At 70.3% G+C, this 21,387-nt stretch carries 20 protein-coding genes and 1 pseudogene; 12 read left to right on the top strand and 9 right to left on the bottom strand.

All coding sequences use genetic code 11. The annotated features are described in order from the left end of the window. Positions 1-191 precede the first annotated feature (191 nt). The 3 genes from nhaA (at position 192) to MFF55_RS12495 (ending at position 4,324) form a co-directional block, all read left to right on the top strand. Positions 192-1,370, top strand: a complete 1,179-nt coding sequence (nhaA, locus tag MFF55_RS12505; protein WP_238244418.1) for a Na+/H+ antiporter NhaA — start codon at positions 192-194, stop codon at positions 1,368-1,370. Between the two features lie 198 nt (positions 1,371-1,568). Continuing rightward, a complete protein-coding gene (locus MFF55_RS12500; protein ID WP_238244417.1) occupies positions 1,569-2,471 on the top strand; it encodes an NmrA family NAD(P)-binding protein in 903 nt (300 codons plus the stop codon). Between the two features lie 374 nt (positions 2,472-2,845). Further along, positions 2,846-4,324 (top strand): phospholipase D-like domain-containing protein, encoded by a 1,479-nt coding sequence (locus MFF55_RS12495; protein ID WP_238244416.1) that lies wholly within the window; start codon positions 2,846-2,848, stop codon positions 4,322-4,324. A 33-nt stretch (positions 4,325-4,357) separates the two neighbouring features. Here MFF55_RS12495 and MFF55_RS12490 read toward each other — a convergent pair whose 3' ends face one another. Both MFF55_RS12490 and MFF55_RS12485 read right to left on the bottom strand, forming a co-directional pair. Beyond that, positions 4,358-4,984, bottom strand: coding sequence for a DedA family protein (locus tag MFF55_RS12490; protein ID WP_238244415.1), 627 nt, complete (start codon positions 4,982-4,984; stop codon positions 4,358-4,360). Between the two features lie 138 nt (positions 4,985-5,122). Then, positions 5,123-5,779 carry a YoaK family protein gene (locus tag MFF55_RS12485; protein WP_238244414.1) on the bottom strand — a complete coding sequence of 219 codons (657 nt, stop codon included), beginning with the start codon at positions 5,777-5,779 and terminating at the stop codon, positions 5,123-5,125. Between the two features lie 228 nt (positions 5,780-6,007). Between MFF55_RS12485 and MFF55_RS12480 the strand changes: the two genes are divergently transcribed. After that, the gene (locus MFF55_RS12480; RefSeq protein ID WP_238244413.1) at positions 6,008-6,505 is read left to right on the top strand and encodes a hypothetical protein; all 498 of its coding nucleotides are present in this window, start codon (positions 6,008-6,010) and stop codon (positions 6,503-6,505) included. A gap of 4 nt (positions 6,506-6,509) precedes the next feature. Here the strand turns inward: MFF55_RS12480 and rimM are convergent, their stop codons facing one another. The 4 genes from rimM to MFF55_RS12460 form a co-directional block, all read right to left on the bottom strand. Further along, the gene (gene rimM, locus MFF55_RS12475; RefSeq protein WP_238244412.1) at positions 6,510-7,187 is read right to left on the bottom strand and encodes a ribosome maturation factor RimM; all 678 of its coding nucleotides are present in this window, start codon (positions 7,185-7,187) and stop codon (positions 6,510-6,512) included. Positions 7,188-7,337: 150 nt separating this feature from the next. Continuing rightward, positions 7,338-7,700: a 30S ribosomal protein S16 gene (gene rpsP / locus MFF55_RS12470; RefSeq protein ID WP_238244411.1), complete on the bottom strand. Its 363-nt coding sequence runs from the start codon at positions 7,698-7,700 to the stop codon at positions 7,338-7,340. Between the two features lie 107 nt (positions 7,701-7,807). Then, complete coding sequence (gene ffh, locus MFF55_RS12465; protein ID WP_238244410.1) at positions 7,808-9,370, bottom strand: signal recognition particle protein; 1,563 nt, start codon at positions 9,368-9,370, stop codon at positions 7,808-7,810. A gap of 23 nt (positions 9,371-9,393) precedes the next feature. Beyond that, entirely contained in the window at positions 9,394-9,612 is a 219-nt protein-coding gene (locus MFF55_RS12460; RefSeq protein WP_238244409.1) for an eL24 family ribosomal protein, read from the bottom strand. Between the two features lie 266 nt (positions 9,613-9,878). Between MFF55_RS12460 and MFF55_RS12455 the strand changes: the two genes are divergently transcribed. Both MFF55_RS12455 and MFF55_RS26815 read left to right on the top strand, forming a co-directional pair. Further along, on the top strand, positions 9,879-10,295 hold the full coding sequence (locus MFF55_RS12455; protein ID WP_238244408.1) for a hypothetical protein: 417 nt from the start codon (positions 9,879-9,881) through the stop codon (positions 10,293-10,295). Between the two features lie 327 nt (positions 10,296-10,622). Continuing rightward, the gene (locus MFF55_RS26815) at positions 10,623-10,745 is read left to right on the top strand and encodes a hypothetical protein (RefSeq protein ID WP_283206732.1); all 123 of its coding nucleotides are present in this window, start codon (positions 10,623-10,625) and stop codon (positions 10,743-10,745) included. A gap of 15 nt (positions 10,746-10,760) precedes the next feature. Here the strand turns inward: MFF55_RS26815 and MFF55_RS12450 are convergent. After that, positions 10,761-11,080, bottom strand: a pseudogene (locus tag MFF55_RS12450) (VOC family protein). A 379-nt stretch (positions 11,081-11,459) separates the two neighbouring features. Here MFF55_RS12450 and MFF55_RS12445 point away from each other — a divergent pair. The 6 genes from MFF55_RS12445 to MFF55_RS12420 all read left to right on the top strand — a co-directional run bounded on the left by MFF55_RS12445 (position 11,460) and on the right by MFF55_RS12420 (position 19,358). Next, entirely contained in the window at positions 11,460-12,563 is a 1,104-nt protein-coding gene (locus MFF55_RS12445; RefSeq protein WP_373874796.1) for an aromatic ring-hydroxylating oxygenase subunit alpha, read from the top strand. A gap of 83 nt (positions 12,564-12,646) precedes the next feature. Next, the gene (locus MFF55_RS12440; protein WP_238244407.1) at positions 12,647-12,847 is read left to right on the top strand and encodes a hypothetical protein; all 201 of its coding nucleotides are present in this window, start codon (positions 12,647-12,649) and stop codon (positions 12,845-12,847) included. Between the two features lie 62 nt (positions 12,848-12,909). Further along, positions 12,910-13,968: an MBL fold metallo-hydrolase gene (locus MFF55_RS12435; RefSeq protein ID WP_238244406.1), complete on the top strand. Its 1,059-nt coding sequence runs from the start codon at positions 12,910-12,912 to the stop codon at positions 13,966-13,968. Between the two features lie 91 nt (positions 13,969-14,059). Beyond that, positions 14,060-15,763, top strand: a complete 1,704-nt coding sequence (locus MFF55_RS12430; RefSeq protein ID WP_238244405.1) for a methyl-accepting chemotaxis protein — start codon at positions 14,060-14,062, stop codon at positions 15,761-15,763. 451 nt (positions 15,764-16,214) lie between these two features. After that, on the top strand, positions 16,215-17,981 hold the full coding sequence (locus tag MFF55_RS12425; protein ID WP_238244425.1) for a pyrroloquinoline quinone-dependent dehydrogenase: 1,767 nt from the start codon (positions 16,215-16,217) through the stop codon (positions 17,979-17,981). Positions 17,982-18,227: 246 nt separating this feature from the next. Further along, positions 18,228-19,358, top strand: coding sequence for an endo-1,4-beta-xylanase (locus MFF55_RS12420; RefSeq protein ID WP_238244404.1), 1,131 nt, complete (start codon positions 18,228-18,230; stop codon positions 19,356-19,358). A 105-nt stretch (positions 19,359-19,463) separates the two neighbouring features. Here the strand turns inward: MFF55_RS12420 and MFF55_RS12415 are convergent, their stop codons facing one another. Together MFF55_RS12415 and MFF55_RS12410 are read right to left on the bottom strand one after the other, a co-directional pair. Beyond that, on the bottom strand, positions 19,464-20,366 hold the full coding sequence (locus MFF55_RS12415) for an alpha/beta hydrolase (protein WP_238244403.1): 903 nt from the start codon (positions 20,364-20,366) through the stop codon (positions 19,464-19,466). 94 nt (positions 20,367-20,460) lie between these two features. Next, positions 20,461-21,294: a lytic transglycosylase domain-containing protein gene (locus MFF55_RS12410; protein ID WP_373874798.1), complete on the bottom strand. Its 834-nt coding sequence runs from the start codon at positions 21,292-21,294 to the stop codon at positions 20,461-20,463. Positions 21,295-21,387 lie beyond the last annotated feature (93 nt).

Raw genomic sequence — 21,387 nt, 5'->3', positions numbered from 1 at the left:
CCCGGAATGACGGAGTTGGACTTCGTTCCGTTGCGGACATCGCCGTTAACCCGAGTTTGAAGCCCCGAAGGCTCACCCGGTGTTGTTGCGGGCGTCATCCGTTGATGCCATACGCGCGCCGGGTGCACGGTCCTGCCAGGATCGGCAGGTCTTCGCGCTGGTCGGGCCGCCAGCGGTGGAGACCTGTGCCGATGCGGCAATATCCTCGCCCTGCGTCCGTGCTGCGCAGCCTGCTCACCAACGAGGCGAGCGGCGGCCTCGTCCTCATGGCGAGCGCCGCCCTGGCGCTCGTCGTGGCCAACTCGGCCCTCGCGCCCGGGTACTTCGCCCTGCTCCAGACCTATGTCGGGCCCCTGAGCCTGCTGCACTGGGTCAACGACGCCCTCATGGCCCTGTTCTTCCTGCTCGTCGGGCTCGAGATCAAGCGCGAGCTCCTCGACGGCCGCCTGCGCACCTGGCCCGACCGCATCCTGCCCGGCGTCGCCGCCCTCGGCGGCATGGCCGGACCCGCGCTGGTCTATACCGCCGTCAACTGGTCCTCGCCCGAGACCCTGCGCGGCTGGGCGATCCCAGCGGCCACCGACATCGCCTTCGCGCTCGGCGTGCTGGCGCTCCTCGGCTCCCGGGTGCCGGTCTCGCTCAAGATCTTCCTCACCGCGCTCGCCATCGTGGACGACCTCGGCGCGGTCCTCATCATCGCCGTGTTCTACACGGCCGACCTCTCGGTCGGGATGCTGGGGGCCGCCGCCCTGGTCCTGGCCGTGCTCCTCGGCCTGAACCGGGCCGGGGTGACGCGGCTGCCGGTCTACCTCGCGCTCGGCCTCGTTCTCTGGGTCTTCGTGCTGAGATCGGGTGTGCACGCCACGGTGGCCGGCGTGCTGCTCGCCATGACCATTCCGCTGCGCGCCAGCCCCGGCCGCCCGGAGGACGTCACCTCGCCCCTGCACCGGCTCGAACACGGGCTGCATCCCTGGTCGGCCTTCCTCGTCCTGCCGATCTTCGGCTTCGCCAATGCCGGCGTGTCGCTCGCCGGCGTCACCGGCGAGATGCTGCGCGATCCCGTGACCCTCGGCGTCGCGCTGGGGCTGTTCCTGGGCAAGCAGATCGGCGTGTTCGGCTTCGTGGTGGCGATCGTCAAACTTGGCCTCGCCCAGAAGCCGGCCCATGCGAGCTGGGGCCAGATCTACGGGGTTTCCCTGCTCTGCGGCATCGGCTTCACCATGAGCCTGTTCATCGGGCTGCTGGCCTTCGCCGGCTCCCCGGAGCGCGAGGCCGAGACCAAGATCGGCGTGCTCGCCGGCACCCTCGTCTGCATGGCGCTGGGGACGATCGTCCTGCTGCTCTCCTCACGCAGAAAGGCGCCGGCCTGAGACGGGCCGGTCATGCCCGGGCGTCGATGCTTGACGCGACACTGGCCAGGTCGGCGATGCGGGTGAAGGCACGAAGGTCGCTCACGTCGATGCGCGGCGTATTCCAGATCCGCAACGAACTGTGCCGAGAGCAGGCCCTGCACGACAGGACCGGAACGACCTACCTCGCCGTGAGGGACCAGAACAGCGAGGCAGGGCATGGCAGACGGGGCTCATTCCGAGGTGGTGCTTGCAGGGGCGACTGGCGGCCTCGGCTTGCGCATCGCGCAGGCGCTCGTCCGGCAGGGTGCAACGGTGAGGGCGTTGGTGCGGCCGGGGACGAGCGCGGACCGGCTCGCACCGCTCGAGCAGGCCGGAGCGAAGGTGGTCCCGGCGAACTTGCTGGATGCGGCGGAGCTGGCGCAGGCGTGCAAGGGCACGGTCTGCGTCGTCTCGGCCCTGAACGGCCTGGAGGAGACCATCATCGGCAGCCAGACGGCGCTGTTGAACGCGGCGGTTGCGGCCGGCGTGCCGCGCTTCATCCCGTCCGACTTCGCGCTCGACTTCACCAAGACGGAGCCGGGCGGCAACCGCAACCTCGATCTGCGCCGTGCCTTCCACGAACGCCTGGACGGCGCGCCGCTGCGGGCGACATCCGTCCTGAACGGCGGCTTCATGGACATGCTGACGGGCACGATGCCGCTGATCCAGTTCCGGTGGCGGCGCGTGCTCTACTGGGGCTCGGCGGACCAGCCCCTCGATTTCACCACCATGGACGACATCGCCGCCTACACCGCGGCGGCCGCCCTCGACGCTGACGCGCCGCGTATCCTGCGTATCGCCGGCGAGGTCGTCAGCGCCGAGGGCCTGGCGCGAGCGGCCGGCGAAGCGATGGGGGAGCGCTTCAAGACGCTGCGGGTCGGCGGCTTGGGCAGCCTCGACATGATGATCAGCGCCGCCCGTCTCCTGGCACCCGGGGGAGGGCAGGTCTTCCCGGCCTGGCAGGGCATGCAGTACCTGCGCGACATGTTCAGCGGTCGCGGCAAGCTCGACCCGCTCGACAACGGGCGCTACCCCGGGCTGCGCTGGACCGGCGTGCGCGAGGTGCTTGCGCGCCGGTGACCGGGACGCCGCGCGACCCCGCTGCCCGCCAGCGTGGTGCTCGGCCTGCACCCTGCCACCTTCGCCCGCATGCCTCCCGTCGCCGCTTCGAAGGATGGATTGCCTTTCACGAGGCTCCGCTTTCAACGTGCACCTCCACCGGCGACCGCCGCCATGGGCAAGATCCTGGGGTGTTCGGTGGGGAGCGAGCGGGCCGATCGAGAGCGCCGGGTTCATGACTCCGACATGTTGTGGACCATAGGCCTGCGAGGCGGACTGGACGCCGGCCTCGGGAAAGCGAGCGCAAGGCGGTTCGGAACGTCGACCGTAGGTTCATCGAAGGCGTTGAACATCCTTCGTCACGAGGCAGGACTGGTGTGCAGGATTTGTCGGGAATGACATCGACGCTCGACCTCGGGCGGACCTGCTGGCGCATCGCCCGGGCCGACCGCTTCGCCCTGATCGTCGATGCCGCAGACTACTTCACGACGCTCAGGCGCGCGATGATCCAGGCGCGGGAGTGCATCCTCCTGATCGGCTGGGATTTCGACACCCGCGTGGCGCTCACGATCGATGAGGATGGCGAGTGGCCCACCACGCTGGGGCCATTCATCGACGCCCTCGTCGACCGCCGGCCCGAGCTCGACATCCACGTCCTCAAGTGGGACCTCGGCCTCCTGCAGACGCTCGGCCGCGGGACCACGCCGCTGTTCGTCCTCGACTGGATGACGGACGAGCGCATCCACCTGCAGCTCGACCGGGTCCATCCCGTCGGCGCCTGCCATCACCAGAAGATCGTCGTCATCGACGATGCCATCGCCTTCTGCGGGGGCATCGACATCACGGTCGGGCGCTGGGACACGCGCCAGCACCTCGACGAGGATGCGCGCCGCAAGAGCCCCTGGGGCTTCGCGCAGCCGCCCTGGCACGACGCCACGACGGCCGTCGACGGGGAGGCCGCCCGCGCGCTGGGTGATCTTGCGCGCCTGCGATGGAAGCAGGCGACGGGCGAGGACCTCACGCCGCCGTCGCGGCCATCCGAGGATCGCTGGCCCGGGGACCTGCCAGCGACCTTCACGCAGGTCGAGGTCGGCGTCGCCAGGTCCCAGCCCGCCCACGGCGACGAGGGAGAGGCGCGCGAGATCGAGGCGTTTCTCCTCGCCGCCATCGGCCGGGCGCGGCGATGGATCTACATCGAGAGCCAGTACTTCGCCTCCGACATCGTGTCCCGCGCCATCATGGAGCGTCTTCGGGAGCCCCGCGGGCCGGAGATCGTGATCATCAACCCGCTGACGGCCGAAGGCTGGCTCGAGGAGCAGGTCATGGGCTCGGCCCGAAGCCTGATCCTGGAGCAGATCGACGAGGCGGATCACGCGGATCGATTCAGGATCTACTATCCCGTCACCGCGAACGGGACGCCGATCTACGTCCATGCCAAGATCCTGATCGTCGACGATCAGATCCTGAAGGTCGGCTCGTCGAACCTCAACAACCGGTCGATGGGCCTGGACACGGAGTGCGACCTCGTGGTCGAGGCCGCGGGCGCCGAGGGGATCGAGCGGAGCATTCGCGACGTTCGGCACGATCTTCTGGCCGAGCATCTCGGCACGACGGCCTCGGAGGTAGCCGCCGTCGAGGCCCGGAAGGGGGAGTCGCAGGTGGCCATGATCGAGGCGCTGAGACTGGTCCCGGGGCGCACGCTGGTTCCGCTCACGCCCGAGCCCCTCGCGGCCGCCGAGCGCGCGCTCGCCGCGAACCAGGCCCTCGACCCGGCCAGGCCCGAACCGATCGGCCGCCATCTCGGGGCTGTGGTCTCCTCGACCGTGGACGCGGTGCGCCTAGGGGTTTTCGGAAAGGACGTCCCGCGCTCCTGACCACGCGCCGGCCGGGTTGCCCCTGCGCACGCGTCAAGGCTGCCGATCCGGATCGACCTGCGCGGCATCGGGCCGCCACGTGACCACGCGGTAGAGGTACGTCAGGACGATCAGCCCGACGACGCCCTTGGAGACCGGGTCGAGATAGGCGGAAACCTGCTCGTAGCGATCCTGCAGCCAATAGCCCGCGACGGCCAGCAGCGTGGTCCAGACGAGCGTTCCGATGGTGGAGTAGACGAGGAACGGGAGCATGGGCATGGCGGCCAGGCCCGCCGGCACGGAGATCAGCGTGCGGACCGCGGGAACGAGCCGGCCCAGGAGCACGCCGACGCGTCCGCGCCGGTCGAACCACGTCCGCGCCCGGTCCACCTCCCCCGGGGAGACGGTCAGCCAGCGTCCGTGACGACCCGCGAGGCGCTTCAGCCGCTCGGGACCGAACTTTCGTCCGGCCCAGTACCAGGGCAGGGCACCGAGCACCGACCCGAGGGTCCCCGCCGCGATGACGCCGATCAGGCTCATGTCGCCCCGCGCGGCGACGAAGCCGGCCAGGGGCATGATGAGCTCCGAGGGAATCGGCGGAAACAGGTTCTCGGCGAGCATCAGGAGCGCGACGCCGAGGTAGCCTGCCTTCGCCAGGACATCTACGATCCACTCGAACATGAAATCCTTCGAACTCGTGTGAGGAGTGGCAAGATCGCCCATCCACACCTGGTGATGAGGGCCGGCACCTTCCCCGTTACCGCCGAAGCGGCTGTGATGTCACGGGACGGTTCAGGCCACCGGCCATACGCTGCCCCCTCACGCATCGGCGCGATGCGTCCTGGCAAACAGCGCGGCCATGACGGCGAGGCAGACCGTGAGGCCGGCGGGGAAGACGAGCGCGAAGATCCCGAGCCTATCGTAGACGGCAGCGCCGGCGACCGCGCCGATCAGCAGGGCCAGCCAGACCGCCGCATCGCCGATCCAACCCGAGGGCGGCCCCGTCTTGGTGAAGGCTGCGGCCAGCTTCTGACCCAGGCTGAACAGCGCCCCGGTGATGAAGGTCGTTCCCGCGCGGAAGCCTTGCACGGAGCCGAGGACGGCGTTCTGCGCACCCATGGCAAGAGCCAGGAAGAACGACGCCAGGCTCAGCTGGGGCAGTTGAAGCCCGAGGGCGAAGGCGCCCACGAGGAGGATGGCCTCGTAGGCCAGCACGGCCGCCGTCTTCCAGGGGGCGGGCGTGACGATCGACAACCCGCTGGCGATCGTCGAGCCGATCAGGAACGTGGCGATCAAGACCGCCGGCATGACGGCTTGACCCAGCGCGCCGTGGGAGACGGACACGCCCAGCTGCGTGGTGTTGCCGCTCATGAACGACGTGTAGAGGCCGCTGAGCTGGATGAACCCGATTGCATCGATGTATCCCGCGAGCGCCGTGAGCAGGAGGCCGAAGGTGAGTTGCCACGAGCGTCTCATGATGCTGGCCTCGGCGGGATCGCCCCGGGGTTACGACCCCTTCTCGCAACTTGCCAGCACGAGGCTTCGAACCGGCCGTGGATGGCCTCCTCAAGGGAGATTGGCTGGGACAGGCGGCGCGAAGCGATGCGGGCCCGTTGACGGCAGCCTCGTGCGGGCCGGAAGCGGGCGGTATGAAGGGTCGGGGGTTCCCACTTACGCCATCCTGCCTCTCCGGGAGATCTCCGCATGCGCAGCCTCGTCCTCGTCCTTCTCTGCCTCGCGGGCGGCGCGGCCCGGGCCGAGGGGTTCGCCGTCCGAGACCTCACGACGATCGAGGCCGAGGCGCGTGCGGCCCTCGACCGACGCTTCGTCGCGCGCGCCGAGCCGAAGCGGCTCACCCTGACCTGCCCCGAATGCGAGGGCGCGCCCATGATCGACATCCTGCTCGGCCGGCAGGACGACGGCACCGAGGGTCGGGTGCGATCGGGCCAGACGACGATGGCGCGGATGGAGGCGATCTGCCAGGCGCGAAGCCCGGATTGCCGCCTCTCCGCCATCTCGGTGGCGCCGGCGGTGGGCTGGATCACGACCTACGCCATCGGCTCGACGGCGGGCTCGACCGCGATCCTCCTGCGGGACGGCGACCTTCTGACGATCCGCTCCCTCGCCGGTGGGCAGGCGGTCGCCTCGAAGAACGCCAGGACGCTTGCGGCTTCGATCGCCCCGCGGATCGTCGGGCGCTGAGGGCTCAGGTGGGTTCGTCCGGCGGCTTCGGGCCGGGCGGGGCGAACAGGTCCTCGGGCGGATCGATGGTGATGCGGCCATTCGCCAGGTCAAGGCTCGGGACGAAGGCCTTGGTGAAGGGGAGGAGGGCGGTGACGCGGCCCGCGGCCGGGCGGATCTCCAGGAGATCGCCGCCGCCGTAATTCGGCACGTCGGTGACGGTGCCGAGGGGGACGCCATCCCGGTCCACCACGTCGAGGCCGACGAGGTCGGCGGCGAAGAACTCGTCCTCCTCGGCGGCCTCGCCGAGGCGCTCGCGGGGGAGGAACAGCGCGACCCGGTTCAGCGCCTCGGCCGCATTCCGGTCGCCCACGCCCTTGACCCGGGCGACGAGGATGTCGCCGCTGACGGAGCGGACGCTCGTCAGCTCGATCCGGCGCCCGTCGGCCGTGAGGAGGGGGCCGTAGGTCGCGATCGCGGCGGGATCGGCCGTGTAGGATTTGAGCCGGACCTCGCCGTTGAGCCCCTGCGCGCGGCCGAACTCGCCCATCCGGACGAGGGTGGGGTCGGTCGGGGGCAACGGCGCCTCGGGCTCGGGCTTGGGGGGGCGGGCCGAGGTCGGGGTACTCGCGTCGAGACGGCTCGTTCGGGCGCGGCGTCCGCCGTCACCGGACGGATTCGATCCTGTAGGGCGGCGAGCCATCGTGCGATACCGCTCTCTAAGCTTAGGCGCCGCTCCTCCCCCTTGTGGGGAGGAGATGGAGGTGGGGGTGGTTCCACTTGGTGAGCGGCAGGGTCACCCAGCCACCCCCACCCCGAACCCCTCCCCGCAAGGGGGAGGGGACATCCGCGCTTACGCCGCGTCCTCGGCGGCGGGCGCTGCGGCCTTCTCGGCGCGCTTGGCGGCGCGCTCCTTGGCCTTCTCGCCGGGCTCGGCCTTCTGCGGGTTGTTGCGGGCCGGGCGCTTGGCGAGGCCGGCGGCGTCGAGGAAGCGCAGGACGCGGTCCGTCGGCTGGGCGCCCTTGGCGAGCCAAGCCGAAATCTTCTCGTTCTCCAGCACGATCCGGGCCGGATCGTCCTTGGCCTTCATCGGGTCGTAGACGCCGACCTTCTCGATGAAGCGGCCGTCGCGCGGGGCGCGGGCATCGGCGACGACGATGCGGTAGTACGGGCGCTTCTTGGCGCCGCCACGGGTGAGACGAATCTTGAGGGACATCGTTTGCTCCTATGAGCGTTCTGCCTGAACGCGTACGTTGATGCGCTTGAACTCATGCAAACCACCGCGCATCCGGTGGCAGGCGACCTTTCCTTCCGGTTTGGCCGCTACTTCTTCTTCCCGAACGGGAACCCGCCGAGGCCCGGCAACCCGCCCTTTCCTCCGCCGAGCCCCGGAAGGCCTGGCATCTTTCCGCCGCCGCCGAGCCCTGGGGGCATCGGCGGCAGCTTGCCGCCCATCTGCTTCTGCATGTCGGCGATCATCTCCGGCGTCGGCTCCGGCATGCCTGGCGGCAGGCCGGGCATGCCGCCCGGCATCCCGCCGCCGCCCAAGCCGAACATCGAGCCCAAGGCTTGGCCGATGCCGCGCTTGCCCGAGCCCATCGCCTTCATCATGTCGGCCATGGTCCGGTGCATCTTGAGGAGCTTGTTCAGCTCCTCGACCTTCGTCCCCGACCCCGCGGCGATGCGCTTCTTGCGCGAGTTCTTGAGGATGTCGGGGTTCTTGCGCTCCTGCGCGGTCATCGAGGAGATGATGGCGCGCTGGCGCTTGAACATCTTCTCGTCGAGATTGGCGCCCTCGACCTGCTTCTTGATCTGCCCCATGCCCGGCAGCATGCCCATCAGGCCGCCGATGCCGCCCATCTTCTCCATCTGGGCGAGCTGCATCGACAGGTCGTCGAGGTCGAACTTGCCCTTGCGCATCTTCTCCGCGGTGCGGAGCGCCTGCTCGTGGTCGATGGTCTCGGCAGCCTTCTCGACGAGCGAGACGATGTCGCCCATGCCGAGGATGCGGTTGGCGACGCGGGCGGGGTGAAACTCCTCCAGCGCGTCGACCTTCTCGCCGGTGCCGACGAGCTTGATCGGCTTGCCCGTGACCGCGCGCATCGAGAGCGCCGCGCCGCCGCGGGAATCGCCGTCCATGCGGGTGAGCACGATGCCGGTGACGCCGAGCCGCTGGTCGAAGGCGCGAGCGGTGTTCACCGCGTCCTGGCCGGTGAGCGCGTCGGCGACCAGCAGCACCTCGTGCGGGTTCGTGGCGGCCTTCACCTCGGCCGCCTCCGCCATCATCGCCTCGTCGACGGTGACGCGGCCGGCGGTGTCGAGCATGACGACGTCGAAGCCGCCGAGGCGGGCGGCGTCCATCGCCCGCTTGGCGATCTGCAGCGCCGACTGGCCGGCGACGATGGGCAGGCTCTCGACCTCGACTTGCTTCGCCAGGACGGCGAGCTGCTCCATCGCCGCCGGGCGGCGGGTGTCGAGGGAGGCGAGCAGCACGCGGCGCTTGTCGCGGGTGTTCAGGCGCCGGGCGATCTTCGCCGTCGTCGTGGTCTTGCCCGAGCCCTGGAGGCCGACCATCAGGATGGCGACGGGGGAGGGGGCGTTGAGATCGATGATGCCGGCTTCGGAGCCCAGCATCGCCACGAGCTCGTCGTTGACGATCTTGACGACCATCTGGCCGGGCGTGACCGACTTGACGACGACGGCGCCCACCGCCCGCTCGCGGACCTTCTCGGTGAAGTCGCGCACCACTTCGAGCGCGACGTCGGCCTCGAGCAGTGCGCGACGGACCTCGCGCAATGCCGCCGTGACGTCGGCTTCGGTCAGCGCGCCGCGGCGGGTGAGCCCCGAGAGGATGCCGGAAAGGCGGTCGGACAGGCCTTCGAACATGCGCGCTCCCTAAAGGCGGATCGTCACTGGTCGAGGCCCGCATTCGTGACGCGGCGGGCCTGGAGCGCGGCCTCGAAGCTGCGCAAGGCGAGCGCGAACTTGTCCCGGCAACCGGGATTGCAGAAGCCGACGACGGCGCCGTTGTATAGGGTCAGCGAATCCGCGGCGATCGGCTTGCCCGACCAGGGGCAGGTCTCGTTGACCGCATCGTCGATGTTCAAGGGCGTGGCGGCGTCGGGCATGAAGCTCGTTCGTCGAGTGAGTCGACGCCCTGTCCCCAACGCGAAACCCGCCCGAGGGCGCGGACGCGCTGTCGGGCGTTGACCTCCGGCCTCATGGGGCCGGTCGGCGTTCACGGTGACGATGGATCGTCGGATTTGAGTGGCGCGGACTAGGCTCTAGGTCGCCGCAAGTCAAGTTCCGGAAACGGGACGCCCGGAAATCGCCGGACGTTTACACTCCGTTAAGCATGTTTTGATCGGATGCCCTCGAACCCGAGGACAGCCCGATGTCGGAACCCGCCCGCCAGTACCACGAGACCAGCGCCCGGCCCGCCGCCGTGCCCCTGCGCGACTGGCTCGCCGCGATGAAGGAGGCGGCCGCCCAGGCCGAGGCCTCCGGCGAGGCGACGCCGACGCGGGTTCAGGCCCGGCCCGCACCCATCGTGCCGCCGCCCGCCGCCAACGCGCCTGCCGTCGACCCGGACGTGTCCGAGCTCATGGCCGAGAACCTGATGCTCAAGGCGAAGCTCCGCATCGAGACGGACCGCTACAACGAGATCCAGTCGGTGCTCGCCCAGGAGCTCCGCAACCTGCGCGCCCACATCGACGAGGAGATGGCCGAGCTCGCCGAGATCCGCGCCGACCGCGACCTCTGGATGGCCCGCGCCGAGGCCCTGGCCCAGCCGCTGTTCCAGAAGCGCTGAGGCGGTTTGATCGATCCGGTCAGGGCCGAGCGGACGAGGCTTGTAGACCGTGCGTTGTGCCTCAAGAGGGCGCGGCACGGTCTTTTCCATGCTTTCCATTCGCCCGTCCTTCGTCATTTCGGGGCGCCCCCCGGATCTGGCCTTCGGCCAGTCCAAGGACAGGCTCCGCTGTGCGGCCCCGGAATGACAAGAGGGGTTGGCTGTAAGCTACGCGGCGACCGACGTTCAGGCTTCCCCCGCAGCCATTGTGCCGGGATCGATCGTTGGTTTCTCTCTTATGGATAACCTACATCTCTCGGGCCACAGCGTCCTGAGAGGACTCAGCCGATGAATGCGTCGTTCTTGCTCGCCTTCGTCTTCACGCCGTTAGCCGCCGTCGCCCTCGGCTGGGTGGCCGTGTTCCTGCATGAGCGCGCGCTCCGTCGGGACCCGCAAAGCCCCGCGGAGTAATCCTGCGACCCTCGATCACTCGCGGTGGACCAGGATGTTGATCCGTCGCCGGAAGGGGTCACGCAGGTAGAAGCGCCTCACGCATCACGACTCGTTCGACGGCGGAGCACCTCTTAGAGATCGTCCACCTCGATCGAGATGTCCGGCCCCAGCGTGCCCGACCCACCCTCGCTCGCGATGCTGATCCGCGGCGTCGCTGACGCGCCGGCGGCCGCGAAGGTCAGGATCCAGCCTTCATCCATGACCAGTTCGAGGCCGAGCACGTCCCCATAGAAGGCCCGGGCCGCATCGACCCGCGCTGTCGCGATGTTGGTCACGATCCGCTTCACGGCCATCGCCCGCTCCATCGCGACAAGCTCCCGAAAAGCCGAAGGGCCGCCCCGAGGGGCGGCCCTTCCATTGCCGAACCGCATGTGTCCGGCCGAACCCGTTGGTGACCCCAGGGCGCTAGAGGGAAGCGCCGGAGGCGATCGTCCAGGTCCGGTAAGCCGGTGCGTGCGGCTGATGACAATGAGACACTGGATCACCTCCTTTCGTTCGTTGCGATGAACCGAAGGTAGGTGGCCGCGGCCGGCTTGAAAAGGCCCCTGCCTGCGCTGTCTCGCCGCTGACCCCGGCTGGCCTCCCAGGCCTCCACCGGGTATGAGGCGCGCTCGTCATCGCGAGGGGCGCCGGACGGCTCCGAGCGCCGGCGTTCCGCTTCAGGCCGCCCCCATGCTCGCACATTCCTCCGCCCTGGAGACCGGCGCGGCCCCGCCCGCGACACCCGACGAGGCGCTCGATCCCGATGCCATGCGCCAGCCGCTCGGCGACGCCTGGTACTGCGTCGGCCGCGCCGAGGCCATCAGCGGCGCCAAGCTCCGCGCGGTCGAGCTGAACGGCGAGCAGATCGTCGTCGGCCGCGATCCTTCGGGCGCGCTCTTCGCCCTGCGCGACCGCTGCCCGCATCGCGGCATGGCCCTCTCGAAGGGCCGCTTCGACGGCGCCTCCCTGACCTGCCCCTTTCACGGCTGGCGCTTCGGCACCGACGGCCGCTGCCGGGACGTGCCGACCCTCTCGGCCTCCGACGCGGCGGATTTCTCGAAGATCGCGGTCCAGCGCTTCCCCGTGAGCGAGAGCGCCGGCTTCGTCTGGTTGAACGGCCATCTCGGCCGGCAGGGCGCGGACGTGCCGGCCATGCCCGAGCTCGGCTTCACGCCGCGGGGCTCCCTCGTTGTCGAGCTCGTGGTCGAGGCCTCCTTCGACCTCACCACCTTGAGCCTCGTCGACCCCGGCCACGTCGCCTTCGTGCACGATTCTTGGTGGTTCCGGCCCTCGAAAGAGCTGCGCGAGAAGGTGAAGACCTTCCAGCCCGTGCCCCACGGCTTCGTCATGACGAGCCACGCCACAACGACGAGCTCGCCGGTCTACCGCCTGCTCGGCGGCGTGCCGGCCGTCGAGATCGAGTTCCGCTTGCCCGGCGTGCGGCTGGAGCGGATCGAGGCGGGGCCTAAGCGCGTCGCCAACTACACCTTCGCGACGCCGCTGACGCGCAACCGCACCATGCTGACGAACGCGCTCTACTGGAACATTCCCGGGCTCAACCTCCTGAAGCCCGTCGCCCGCCCGCTGATGCGCCAGTTTCTGACCCAGGACCAGCAGGTGCTCCAGCACGCCCAGGCGGGCCTCGACCGTAAGCCGACCATGGTGCTGTTCGGCCAGGGCGACCTGCCCTCACAATGGTATTTCCGCCTCAAGCGCGAGATGCTGCAGGCGCAAGGGGAGGGGCGGCCGTTCCGCAATCCGCTGACGCGCCAGGAGCTTCGCTGGCGCTCGTGAGCCCCGGCTCCTGAAACTTTCGCGCGGCCGACGCCGTAGGGTGGGGGATCGGGGAGAGGCACGCTCACGAAAGGCTCGAGGCCTTGCCGCAGCCGCACTACGTCATTCGCCGCAGCCGCATGGGCCGCTTCAACTTCACCCTGCTCGGTCAACACGGGCGCCTCACCGGCGTCGTGGTCGTCCCGACCGAGAATCGAACGAAGCCCGAGGTCGAGGAGGAGGCGCGGGCCAAGATCCGGGCGCTCGCCCGGGAGCTCGTCGAGACGGCCGGCCCGACCGAGTAGGGCCCTGCGGCGCGAGCGCCGACCGGCTTGACGGCGGCGCCCGAACCGCCATCTCGGGAGCGATGAAACGGCGAAGCCTTCTCGCGGCGGTGAGCGCGGCCACGGTGATGACGCTTGGCGGGGTCGGTTACGCCGCCCACCGGCGCAGCCGCAATCCCTATTACAGCGGCCCCAAGAGCGACCATTTCGACGGAATCCGCTTCCACAGCCCCGACCAGGCGACGGACAAGGACCTCACGGACGTGATCCGCTGGCAGCTCTCCCGGTCCGGCGAGCCCTGGCCGAAGCGTTTCCCGAGCCCCTTCTCCGACAAGCCGCCGGAGCGGGTCGACGGGTTGCGCGTCGCCCTCATCGGGCATGCGAGCTACCTGGTCCAGGTCGCCGGCCGCAACATCCTGATCGATCCCGTCTTCGCCAAGCGCGCGAGCCCGGTGGCTTTCGCTGGGCCGAGGCGGGTCAACCCGCCGGGGATCGCCTTCGACGACCTGCCGCCCATCGACGCGGTGCTGATCACGCACAACCATTACGACCACCTCGACGGGCCGGCGATGGCGCTGCTCTGGCAGCGCCACCAGCCCCTCGTGGTCGCGCCGCTGGGCAACGACGCCATCCTGCGGGCCTACGACGACACCATGCATGTCGAGGTCCGCGACTGGGGCGGCTCGGTCGATCTTGGCGGCGGGGTCACGGCGCACCTGACGCCGGCCTACCATTGGTCGGCGCGCGGCCTCAACGACCGCCGGATGGCGCTGTGGTGCGCCTACGTGATCACCTCGGCCTCAGGCGTCCACTACCATGCCGGCGATACCGGGCTCGGCGACGGCGCGATCTTCCGCGCGGCGCGCGAGCGCTTCGGCCCCCCGCGCCTCGCGACGCTGCCGATCGGCGCCTACGAGCCGCGCTGGTTCATGCAGCCCCAGCACATGAACCCGACCGACGCCGTCGAGGCCGCCGCGCTGCTGGGCGCGAGTCAGGCGCTGGGCCACCATTGGGGCACCTTCCGTCTGACGGACGAGGGCGTCGAGCGACCGGTCGAGGCGCTGAGCGCCGCCTGCGAGGCCGCGGGCCGCGATCCGGCGACCTTCCTGGCGCTTCGCCCCGGCCAGGTCTGGACGGCCTGACCCCGTGCAGAAAGATCGTGTCCTTTAGTCTAAGTTAAGCTCGCCGCGGCATCCTCGGTCCGTCCGGAGGCGTACCCTCCCCGCGAGCCTGATGATGACCGTCCTTCGCAGCCTGACTTCCAAGATCATCATGCTCGCCGCGGCGGCGATCATCACAACATCCGGGATCCTGTGGGTGGTCACCGGCCGCCAGATCTGGTCCCAGCTCGAGCTCCGTCAGGTTCAGGAGGGCGACCGGAACCTCCGGACCCTCGCGCTGGTCTTCAACAGCAAGGTCGACGGCGCCAGCGTCCAGGTGGACGGCGATCGCATCGCCCGCGTCGTCGCCCCGAACCTCGCCGGCCTCAACGACTTCTCGATCGTCGACAGCGCCGTTGCCTATCTCGGCGGCAATGCCACGGTCTTCAGCTACGACGCGGCGACCGACAAGTTCGTGCGCCGGATCACCAACGTGAAGAAGGAGAACGGCGAGCGCGCCGTCGGCACGACCCTGGCTGCCGACCATGCCGCACAGGCCGTCCTGCGCCGCGGCGAGACCTATCGCGGCCCGGCCAACCTGTTCGGGCGCAACTTCTTCACCGTCTACCAGCCCACCTTCGACGCCGCCTCGAAGGTCAACGGCATCCTCTACATCGGCATCCCGCTCGAGAACTTTCAGGCCGTCTACGACAGGACGATGTCGACGATGACCTGGACGGCGCTCGCCGTGACCCTGCTGGCCTGCCTCGTTCTCGGCGCCGCGGCCCTCCACCTGTTCCGGCCCCTGAAGGTCATCGCCGAGCGCACGACCAGCCTCTCCGAGGGCGACCTCGACAGCCCGGTCCAGTTCGGAAACCGCCAGGACGAAATTGGATCGGTAGCGCGCGCCCTTGAAGGCCTCCTCGACACTAGCCGCCAGGCCCGCGCGTTGGAGTCCGACCAGCGCGAGAGCTCCGCCGAGGAGCGCAAGCGTCGGGCGCATCTCGACGGCGAGATCGAGCGCTTCCGCGTCCAGGTCTCGCAGGCGATCCGGTCCTTCGGCGAGCGCTCGGCCGAGATGCGGGATCGCGCCGCGTCCATGACGACCCTTTCGGGCGAGGCCTGCCGAGCCGCGGAAGGCGCCACCGCCGGCTCGCGCGAGACCTCCTCGAACGTCCAGACCGTGGCCAGCGCCGCCGAGGAGCTGACCGCCTCGATCGCCGAGATCAGCGCCCGCATCGATCAGGCCAAGGGCGAGGTCCACGGCGCCTTCGGCGAGGCCGAGGCCACCAACAAGCAGATCGGCGAGCTCGCCACCACCGCGCAGCGGATCGGCGACGTCGTCGGCCTGATCCGGGCCATCGCCGAGCAGACCAACCTGCTGGCGCTGAACGCCACCATCGAGGCGGCCCGCGCCGGCGAGGCCGGCCGCGGTTTCGCGGTCGTCGCCTCCGAGGTCAAGGCGCTGGCCTCCCAGACCGCCAAGGCCACCGACGAGATCGCAACCCAGATCGCCTCGGTGCAGAACTCGACGAGCACGGCGGTCGACGCCATCGGCCGGATGACCGGCCGCATGGGCACGATCAGCACCACCACCGCCGACCTCGCCGATGCCGTCTCGGCGCAGGGCGCGGCCACCGGCGAGATCTCGCGCAACGCCGGCGACACGGCGAGCACCTCGGTCGCCATCGCCCGCGACCTCGGCACCGTCACGGACGTCGCCCAACGCACCGCCGAGATGGCCGCCAAGGTCCAGGCGACCGCGTCCTCGGTGGAGGCCGTGGCCTCGGGTCTCGAAGCCGAGATCGACCGGTTCCTGCGGGCCGTCGCGGCCTGAGGCCGGATTACTCTCCTCCCCCTTGTGGGGAGGAGTTGGAGGTGGGGGTGGTTCCGCTGGCCGCAGCAGCAGGGTCGCCCAGCCACCTCCACCCCAAGGACAGGGTGATCGCAGATGAAGCGGTTCATCAGCGGGCCGCCTCCATAGCACCCCCGTTTGTCATTCCGGGGCGCCGCAGGCGAGCCCGGAACCCAGAACCATAGGTCGTTCTCCAGCTTGCCGCGTCGGCGGCTCTGGGTTCCGGGCTCCGCCTCGCGGCCCCGGAATGACAAAGAGGGTTGATGGACCTTACCCCGAATCCCTCCCCGCAAGGGGGAGGGGACGCGCTCGACCGACGTGCTATCGCCCGGTCCCGCTCTTGCCCTCGGCGCGCCGACCTGAGACGTCAGGGTCCTGCACCTGAAGCGCCCCGGCATCAACCGGAGGGCGCAGGGAGGGACCGCCTGCCATGATGCTCGCCGCGATCCGCCGCCTCGCTCTTGCCTGCGCCTTCGGCGGCCTGCTCGCCGCCCCGGCCGGCGCCGAGGATTGGCCGATGTTCGGCCGCGACCACACCAACCGGCACTTCTCGCCGCTGACCTCCATCGACCGCACCAACGTGAGGGGCCTGCGTCCGGCCTGGATCTTCCAGACCGGGGTCACCGGCTACTTCCAGGCGGAGCCCGTGGTGGTCGAGGGGGTGATGTATCTCTCTACCACGCAGAACCACGTCGCGGCCCTCGAGGCGCGCACGGGCCGGGTGCTCTGGACCTACACGCACAAGGCGCGCACCGAGAAGATCTTCGGGCCTCCCTCGAACCGCGGGGTTGCCGTCTCGAACGGCCGCGTCTTCGAGGCGACAATGGACGGGCGGGTGATCGCGCTCGATGCCGCCACCGGCAAGGTCCTCTGGGACCATGAGGCGGTGCGGCCGGAGGAGGGCGAGTCCGAGACCGCCTCCGAGCTCGCGGGCCAGCTCGGCGCGGCCGGCGTGCAGGGATCGAGCCGGCTCGGCTTCAAGATGCCGCCGCTGGTGGCGGAAGGCCTCGTCATCGTCGGGGTCGCGGGCGCCGGCTACGGGCTCCATGTCGAGGACGCCAAGGGCGGGCTCGACGGCGGCGCGGTGGTCGGCATCGAGGGCGGTTACGGACGGCGCGGCTGGCTCGCCGCCTACGATGCCGCCACCGGCGCCGAGCGCTGGCGCTGGTACGTCACCAAGGAGGACGGCTGGGAGGGCGTCTTCGCGGAGAAGACCGCCGACGGCGTGCCGCTCCATCGCGACATCGCCGCCGAGAAGGCGGCGGCCGCGAAGTACCCCGAGGCCTGGCGGGTCGGTGGCGGGTCTCTCTGGATGACGCCGGCCTACGACCGCGAGCTCGGCCTCATCTATGTCGGCACCGGCAATCCGGCGCCGCAGAACTTCGGCCTCTCCCGGCCCGGCGACAACCTCTACACGATGAGCCTCGTGGCGCTGGACGTCGCGACGGGACGCTTGCGCTGGTACTACCAGCAGGTGCCCCACGAGGAATGGGGCTACGACGTCGCGAGCCCGCCCTTCCTCCTCGACCATCCGGGGCCGAACGGCCCGGTGAAGGCCGTCGCGCAGGGGAGCAAGACGGGCTGGATCTACGTGCACGACCGGACGACCGGCGCGCTGCTGGCCAAGTCGGCGCCGCTGATCACGCACAAGAACCTGTACGCGCCGCCCACCGAGGCTGGAACCGTCGTCAGCCCGGGGCCGCTCGGTGCGATCTCCTGGCACCCGGTCGCCTACGATCCCGTCGCGGGCGCGGCCTTCGCACAGGTCCGACACGGCGCTACGACCTACACGGTGAAGACGGTGCCCGCCGCGGCCGGGCGCCCGGCGATCCGCTACACCGAGACCAGCGAGGCGAAGGGCGAGCCGAGCTTCAGCACGCTGACGGCGGTGGACCTCGCCGGCGGCGGGGCGATCAAGTGGTCGGTGAAGGCGGGCAGCCGGCTCTCCGGCGGCACGCTCGCCACCGCTGGCGGCCTCGTCTTCTCGGGCGAGGACGACGGCCATCTCGACGCGCACGATGCCGAGACCGGCGCCATGCTCTGGCGCTTCCAATGCGGCGCGGGCATCGGCGGGCCGCCGATCACCTACGCGATCGGAGGGAAGCAGTACGTCGCGGTCGCGGCCGGCGGGGCTTCGTTCACGAAGGGGTCGGGGTTCGGGACCGGGGACGCGCTGGTGGTGTTCTCGCTGCCGGATTGAGGGGTTGTCATCGCGCGCGGGTCGAGGGTGTAGCACCTCGTACAATCGTCAGTGCGAGGCCTCCCCTTATACCGCCAACGCTTGTCATTCCGGGGCGCTGCAGGCGAGCCCGGAACCCAGAACCGCTGACGTCGCAAGCTGGAGCAGTGTCGACGGCTCTGGGTTCCGGGCTCCGCTGGCGCGGCCCCGGAATGACAAACGTGGTGAAAGACGAAGCCCTTGCGGCATCCGTCAGGAGGAGCTCCTTTGAACCAGCCCTCCCGCCGCGGCATCCTCGCCGGCGCGCTCGCGGCCGGCCTCGCCCCAGGCCGATCCATGGCGGCGTCATGGACTCCCGACAGCCTCCACGCCGTCGCTGCCGCCAAGGGCCTGGCCTACGGCTCGGCGGTCAACATCACGCCACTCCGCCGCGACCCGGTCTACGGCGCGGCGATCGCGCGCGAATGCGGCATCGTCGTCGCCGAGAACGAGATGAAGTTCGTCCACGCCTGGCCGCGCGAGGCCGCGCCCGCTTTCGCCGGGGGCGACGAGACCGCTGAATTCGCCCGCGTCAACGGTCAGCGTCTGCGGGGCCACGCCCTGATCTGGCACGAGGCGATCCCCGATTGGGCCCGCGCCCAGATCACCCGCCGCTCGGCGGAAGGCCTGATGCGGCGCTGGATCGGGCTCATCGCCGGGCGGCACCGCGGCCGGATCGAGGCCTGGGACGTCGTCAACGAGATCTGCGGACCGAACGAGGGCCGGCCCGACGGTTTGCGGGCGAGCCCCTGGCTCGACGCGCTGGGCTCCGGCTATGTCGACCTCGCCTTCGCGATCCTGGAGGAGGTCGATCCCGGCGCCGCAGGTGTCTGGAACGAGAACGACCTCGAGCTCCAGGCCGACTGGATCGACGCGCGCCGCCGCATGGTGCTGCGCAGCCTGGAGGCCATGCTGAGGCGCGGCGTCCCGATCCGCCGCCTCGGGCTGCAGGGCCACATCTACAGCACCCATCCCCTCGACGCGAAGAAGCTGCGCGATTTCCTGCGCGAGGTGGCGGGGCTCGGGCTCGCCATCGAGATCACCGAGTTCGACGTGGACGACCGGGCCTACCCCGCCGACCTCAAGGCCCGCGACGCCGCGGTCTCGGATTTCGCGCGGCGCTTCCTCGACGTCGTGCTCGACGAGCCGGCCGTGATCAACCTGCTGACCTGGGACATCACGGACGCGAACACCTGGCTCAACACCAACCCGCAGCGCCGCCGCCGGGACGGCCTGCCCCATCGCGCGCTGCCGCTCGACGCCGCCTCCCGCCGCACGCCGCTCTGGAGCGCCATGCACCGGGCCTTCTCGGATGCGCCGGCCCATCGGGCGGCGCGGGCGAGACTGAGGGGCGGGTGAGGTGCGATTTCACCTTCTTCGCCCACCACCCTTTGTCATTCCGGGCTCTGCTTCGCAGCCCCGGAATGACAAAGGCGCGCGAAAGCAGGCAACACTCCCGATGCCCTACCGCGACGCCTTCACCAGCGGCCGCTCGCTCGCATACTGCTTCAGGAAGGCCGTCATCTCGGCGAGTTCGGGCGCCTTGGACCGGAACGTCACGGACAGCGCCAGCAGCGTGTCGGCGTGGTCGAGGCCAGGATAGATCCGCTCCTGGACCGGCACTCGCGCGGCGCGGAGCTTGGCAGCCAGGCTCTGAGTGTTGCGCGGCCGGACGATAGTGTCGTTCTCGCCCGTGGCGAGGAAGGCCGGCGGGGAATGCGGGCCGGCGAAGGTGATCGGCTGCGTCGCCGCCTTGTCCGACGCATGGCCGAACAATTCGGTGGCGGTGCCGGGATCGAGCGGCAGGAAGTCGTAGGGGCCGGAGAGGCCGGCGACCGCGCGGACCGCCTTCGGGTCGACGCCGGCGCGGCGCAGGTAGCGGGTGTCGAGGCCCAGCATCACCGCGTTGTAGGCGCCGGCCGAGTGCCCCGCGAGCACGATCCGGCGCGGGTCTCCTCCTTGCGCGGCGATGTTGTCGCGCACCCAGGCCAGCGCCGCGGCGCCGTCGTCGAGGAAATCGGGGAAGCGCACCTCCGGGTAGAGCCGGTAATCGGGCAGCACCGTCACGAAGCCCTGCGCCGCGAAGGCCTGGCCGACGAAGGCGTAATCCTCCTTCGCGCCGCCCTTCCAGGAGCCGCCGTAGAAGAAGACGAGAACCGGCGCCCCGGTCGTACCCTCGACGGGTGCGAAGATGTCGAGCTTCTGGCGCGGATGCGCGCCGAAGGCGGCGTCCTTCAGGACGAGCCGGCCGCCGCGGTCCCGCGGGCCGATCGCGTCGAACAGCGCCAACGGCGAGCAGGCGGAGATGCCGATCGCCATGAGGGCGAGGCTGAGCAGGCTGGCGAGGGCGGCGAAGGCTCGGGTCATGCATCTCTCAAGCGGGACGGTCCCCCCTGATGCCATCGCCGTCGCGGCGGATTCATGACCAAAGCGCGGGCATTCCGGGTCGTGAGCCAAGGCCTCAGGTTCGCAGGACGAGACAGGCGCCGCCGGCCCCGCGAATCCGCCCGCACAGGGCGTCGGCCGCGGCGCGGCTCTCGGCGGGAATGCGGATGCGGTAGAAGGCGCGGGTGCCGCGGCTGCGCAGTCGCGTGCCGATGATCATCGGGCGGACCTCGCCGATCACGCCGGCGTAGCGGCTCCGTGCCCGGGAGAAGCTCTGGAGCGCGAGCGACTTCGAGAAGTTGCCGGCGAGCTGGATGCCCCAGGGCGCGGCCGGCCCCTCGTTGACGCCGAGGGCGAAGCGGTCGCCGCGGGAAGGAATGCGCAGGGTGGCCGTCACCTGGATGCAGGTTTGGTCGCTCTCCGGCGGCGAGGCGGCCTCGGCGCCGCCGCGCCAATCCTCGGCCGGAGCTCCGGTGATGCCGATGACGTAGGCGCGCGTCTCGGCCGGCAACCCGCCGGTCCCGGCAAGCCAGGCCGAGACTCGCCCCGGGCCGCCGTTATAGGCCGCGGCCGCGAGCCCGAGATTGCCGAACCGCCGGTTCAGGTCCGCGAGCAGATGGGCGGCGTGGGGAATCGCCTGCTCCGGGTCGAAGGGGTCGGCCAGGCCGCGCTCCCTCGCCGTCCCCGGCATGAACTGCGCGACGCCTTGCGCACCGACCGGACTGACAGCACCGGCGCGGAAGCTGCTCTCGCGCCAGATCAGGCGGGTGAGGAACGGCACCGGCAGCTTGTGGGTCCTCGCGGCACCGTCGATCAGCCGACACAGGGCCTGCTCGACGGTCTCGGTCTCGCCCGCGGCTGCGGCCGCGCGAGCCGAACCCGTCATCGCCAACGTCGCCGCTGCGAACATCCAGAGCCATTTGGTGATCACCGTGCGGTTTTAGGGCTTTGCCGCCCGCGATCAATCCGGCGGCGACGTTCGCCGATCCGCCCCCGCCGCGCT

The organism is Methylobacterium iners, assembly GCF_022179305.1.
Classification (GTDB): domain Bacteria; phylum Pseudomonadota; class Alphaproteobacteria; order Rhizobiales; family Beijerinckiaceae; genus Methylobacterium; species Methylobacterium iners.
Note: the sequence above shows the minus strand (reverse complement) of the source record. Positions and strands in the feature narration are given on the sequence as shown.

Bases quoted from the DNA above. Each gene is read 5' to 3' on its own strand.
- nhaA (WP_238244418.1), top strand. From the start codon at position 192: ATGCGGCAATATCCTCGCCCTGCGTCCGTGCTGCGCAGCCTGCTCACC.
- MFF55_RS12500 (WP_238244417.1), top strand. From the start codon at position 1,569: ATGGCAGACGGGGCTCATTCCGAGGTGGTGCTTGCAGGGGCGACTGGC.
- MFF55_RS12495 (WP_238244416.1), top strand. From the start codon at position 2,846: ATGACATCGACGCTCGACCTCGGGCGGACCTGCTGGCGCATCGCCCGG.
- MFF55_RS12490 (WP_238244415.1), bottom strand. From the start codon at position 4,984: ATGTTCGAGTGGATCGTAGATGTCCTGGCGAAGGCAGGCTACCTCGGC.
- MFF55_RS12485 (WP_238244414.1), bottom strand. From the start codon at position 5,779: ATGAGACGCTCGTGGCAACTCACCTTCGGCCTCCTGCTCACGGCGCTC.
- MFF55_RS12480 (WP_238244413.1), top strand. From the start codon at position 6,008: ATGCGCAGCCTCGTCCTCGTCCTTCTCTGCCTCGCGGGCGGCGCGGCC.
- rimM (WP_238244412.1), bottom strand. From the start codon at position 7,187: ATGGCTCGCCGCCCTACAGGATCGAATCCGTCCGGTGACGGCGGACGC.
- rpsP (WP_238244411.1), bottom strand. From the start codon at position 7,700: ATGTCCCTCAAGATTCGTCTCACCCGTGGCGGCGCCAAGAAGCGCCCG.
- ffh (WP_238244410.1), bottom strand. From the start codon at position 9,370: ATGTTCGAAGGCCTGTCCGACCGCCTTTCCGGCATCCTCTCGGGGCTC.
- MFF55_RS12460 (WP_238244409.1), bottom strand. From the start codon at position 9,612: ATGCCCGACGCCGCCACGCCCTTGAACATCGACGATGCGGTCAACGAG.
- MFF55_RS12455 (WP_238244408.1), top strand. From the start codon at position 9,879: ATGTCGGAACCCGCCCGCCAGTACCACGAGACCAGCGCCCGGCCCGCC.
- MFF55_RS26815 (WP_283206732.1), top strand. From the start codon at position 10,623: ATGAATGCGTCGTTCTTGCTCGCCTTCGTCTTCACGCCGTTAGCCGCC.
- MFF55_RS12445 (WP_373874796.1), top strand. From the start codon at position 11,460: ATGCTCGCACATTCCTCCGCCCTGGAGACCGGCGCGGCCCCGCCCGCG.
- MFF55_RS12435 (WP_238244406.1), top strand. From the start codon at position 12,910: ATGAAACGGCGAAGCCTTCTCGCGGCGGTGAGCGCGGCCACGGTGATG.
- MFF55_RS12430 (WP_238244405.1), top strand. From the start codon at position 14,060: ATGATGACCGTCCTTCGCAGCCTGACTTCCAAGATCATCATGCTCGCC.
- MFF55_RS12425 (WP_238244425.1), top strand. From the start codon at position 16,215: ATGCTCGCCGCGATCCGCCGCCTCGCTCTTGCCTGCGCCTTCGGCGGC.
- MFF55_RS12415 (WP_238244403.1), bottom strand. From the start codon at position 20,366: ATGACCCGAGCCTTCGCCGCCCTCGCCAGCCTGCTCAGCCTCGCCCTC.
- MFF55_RS12410 (WP_373874798.1), bottom strand. From the start codon at position 21,294: ATGTTCGCAGCGGCGACGTTGGCGATGACGGGTTCGGCTCGCGCGGCC.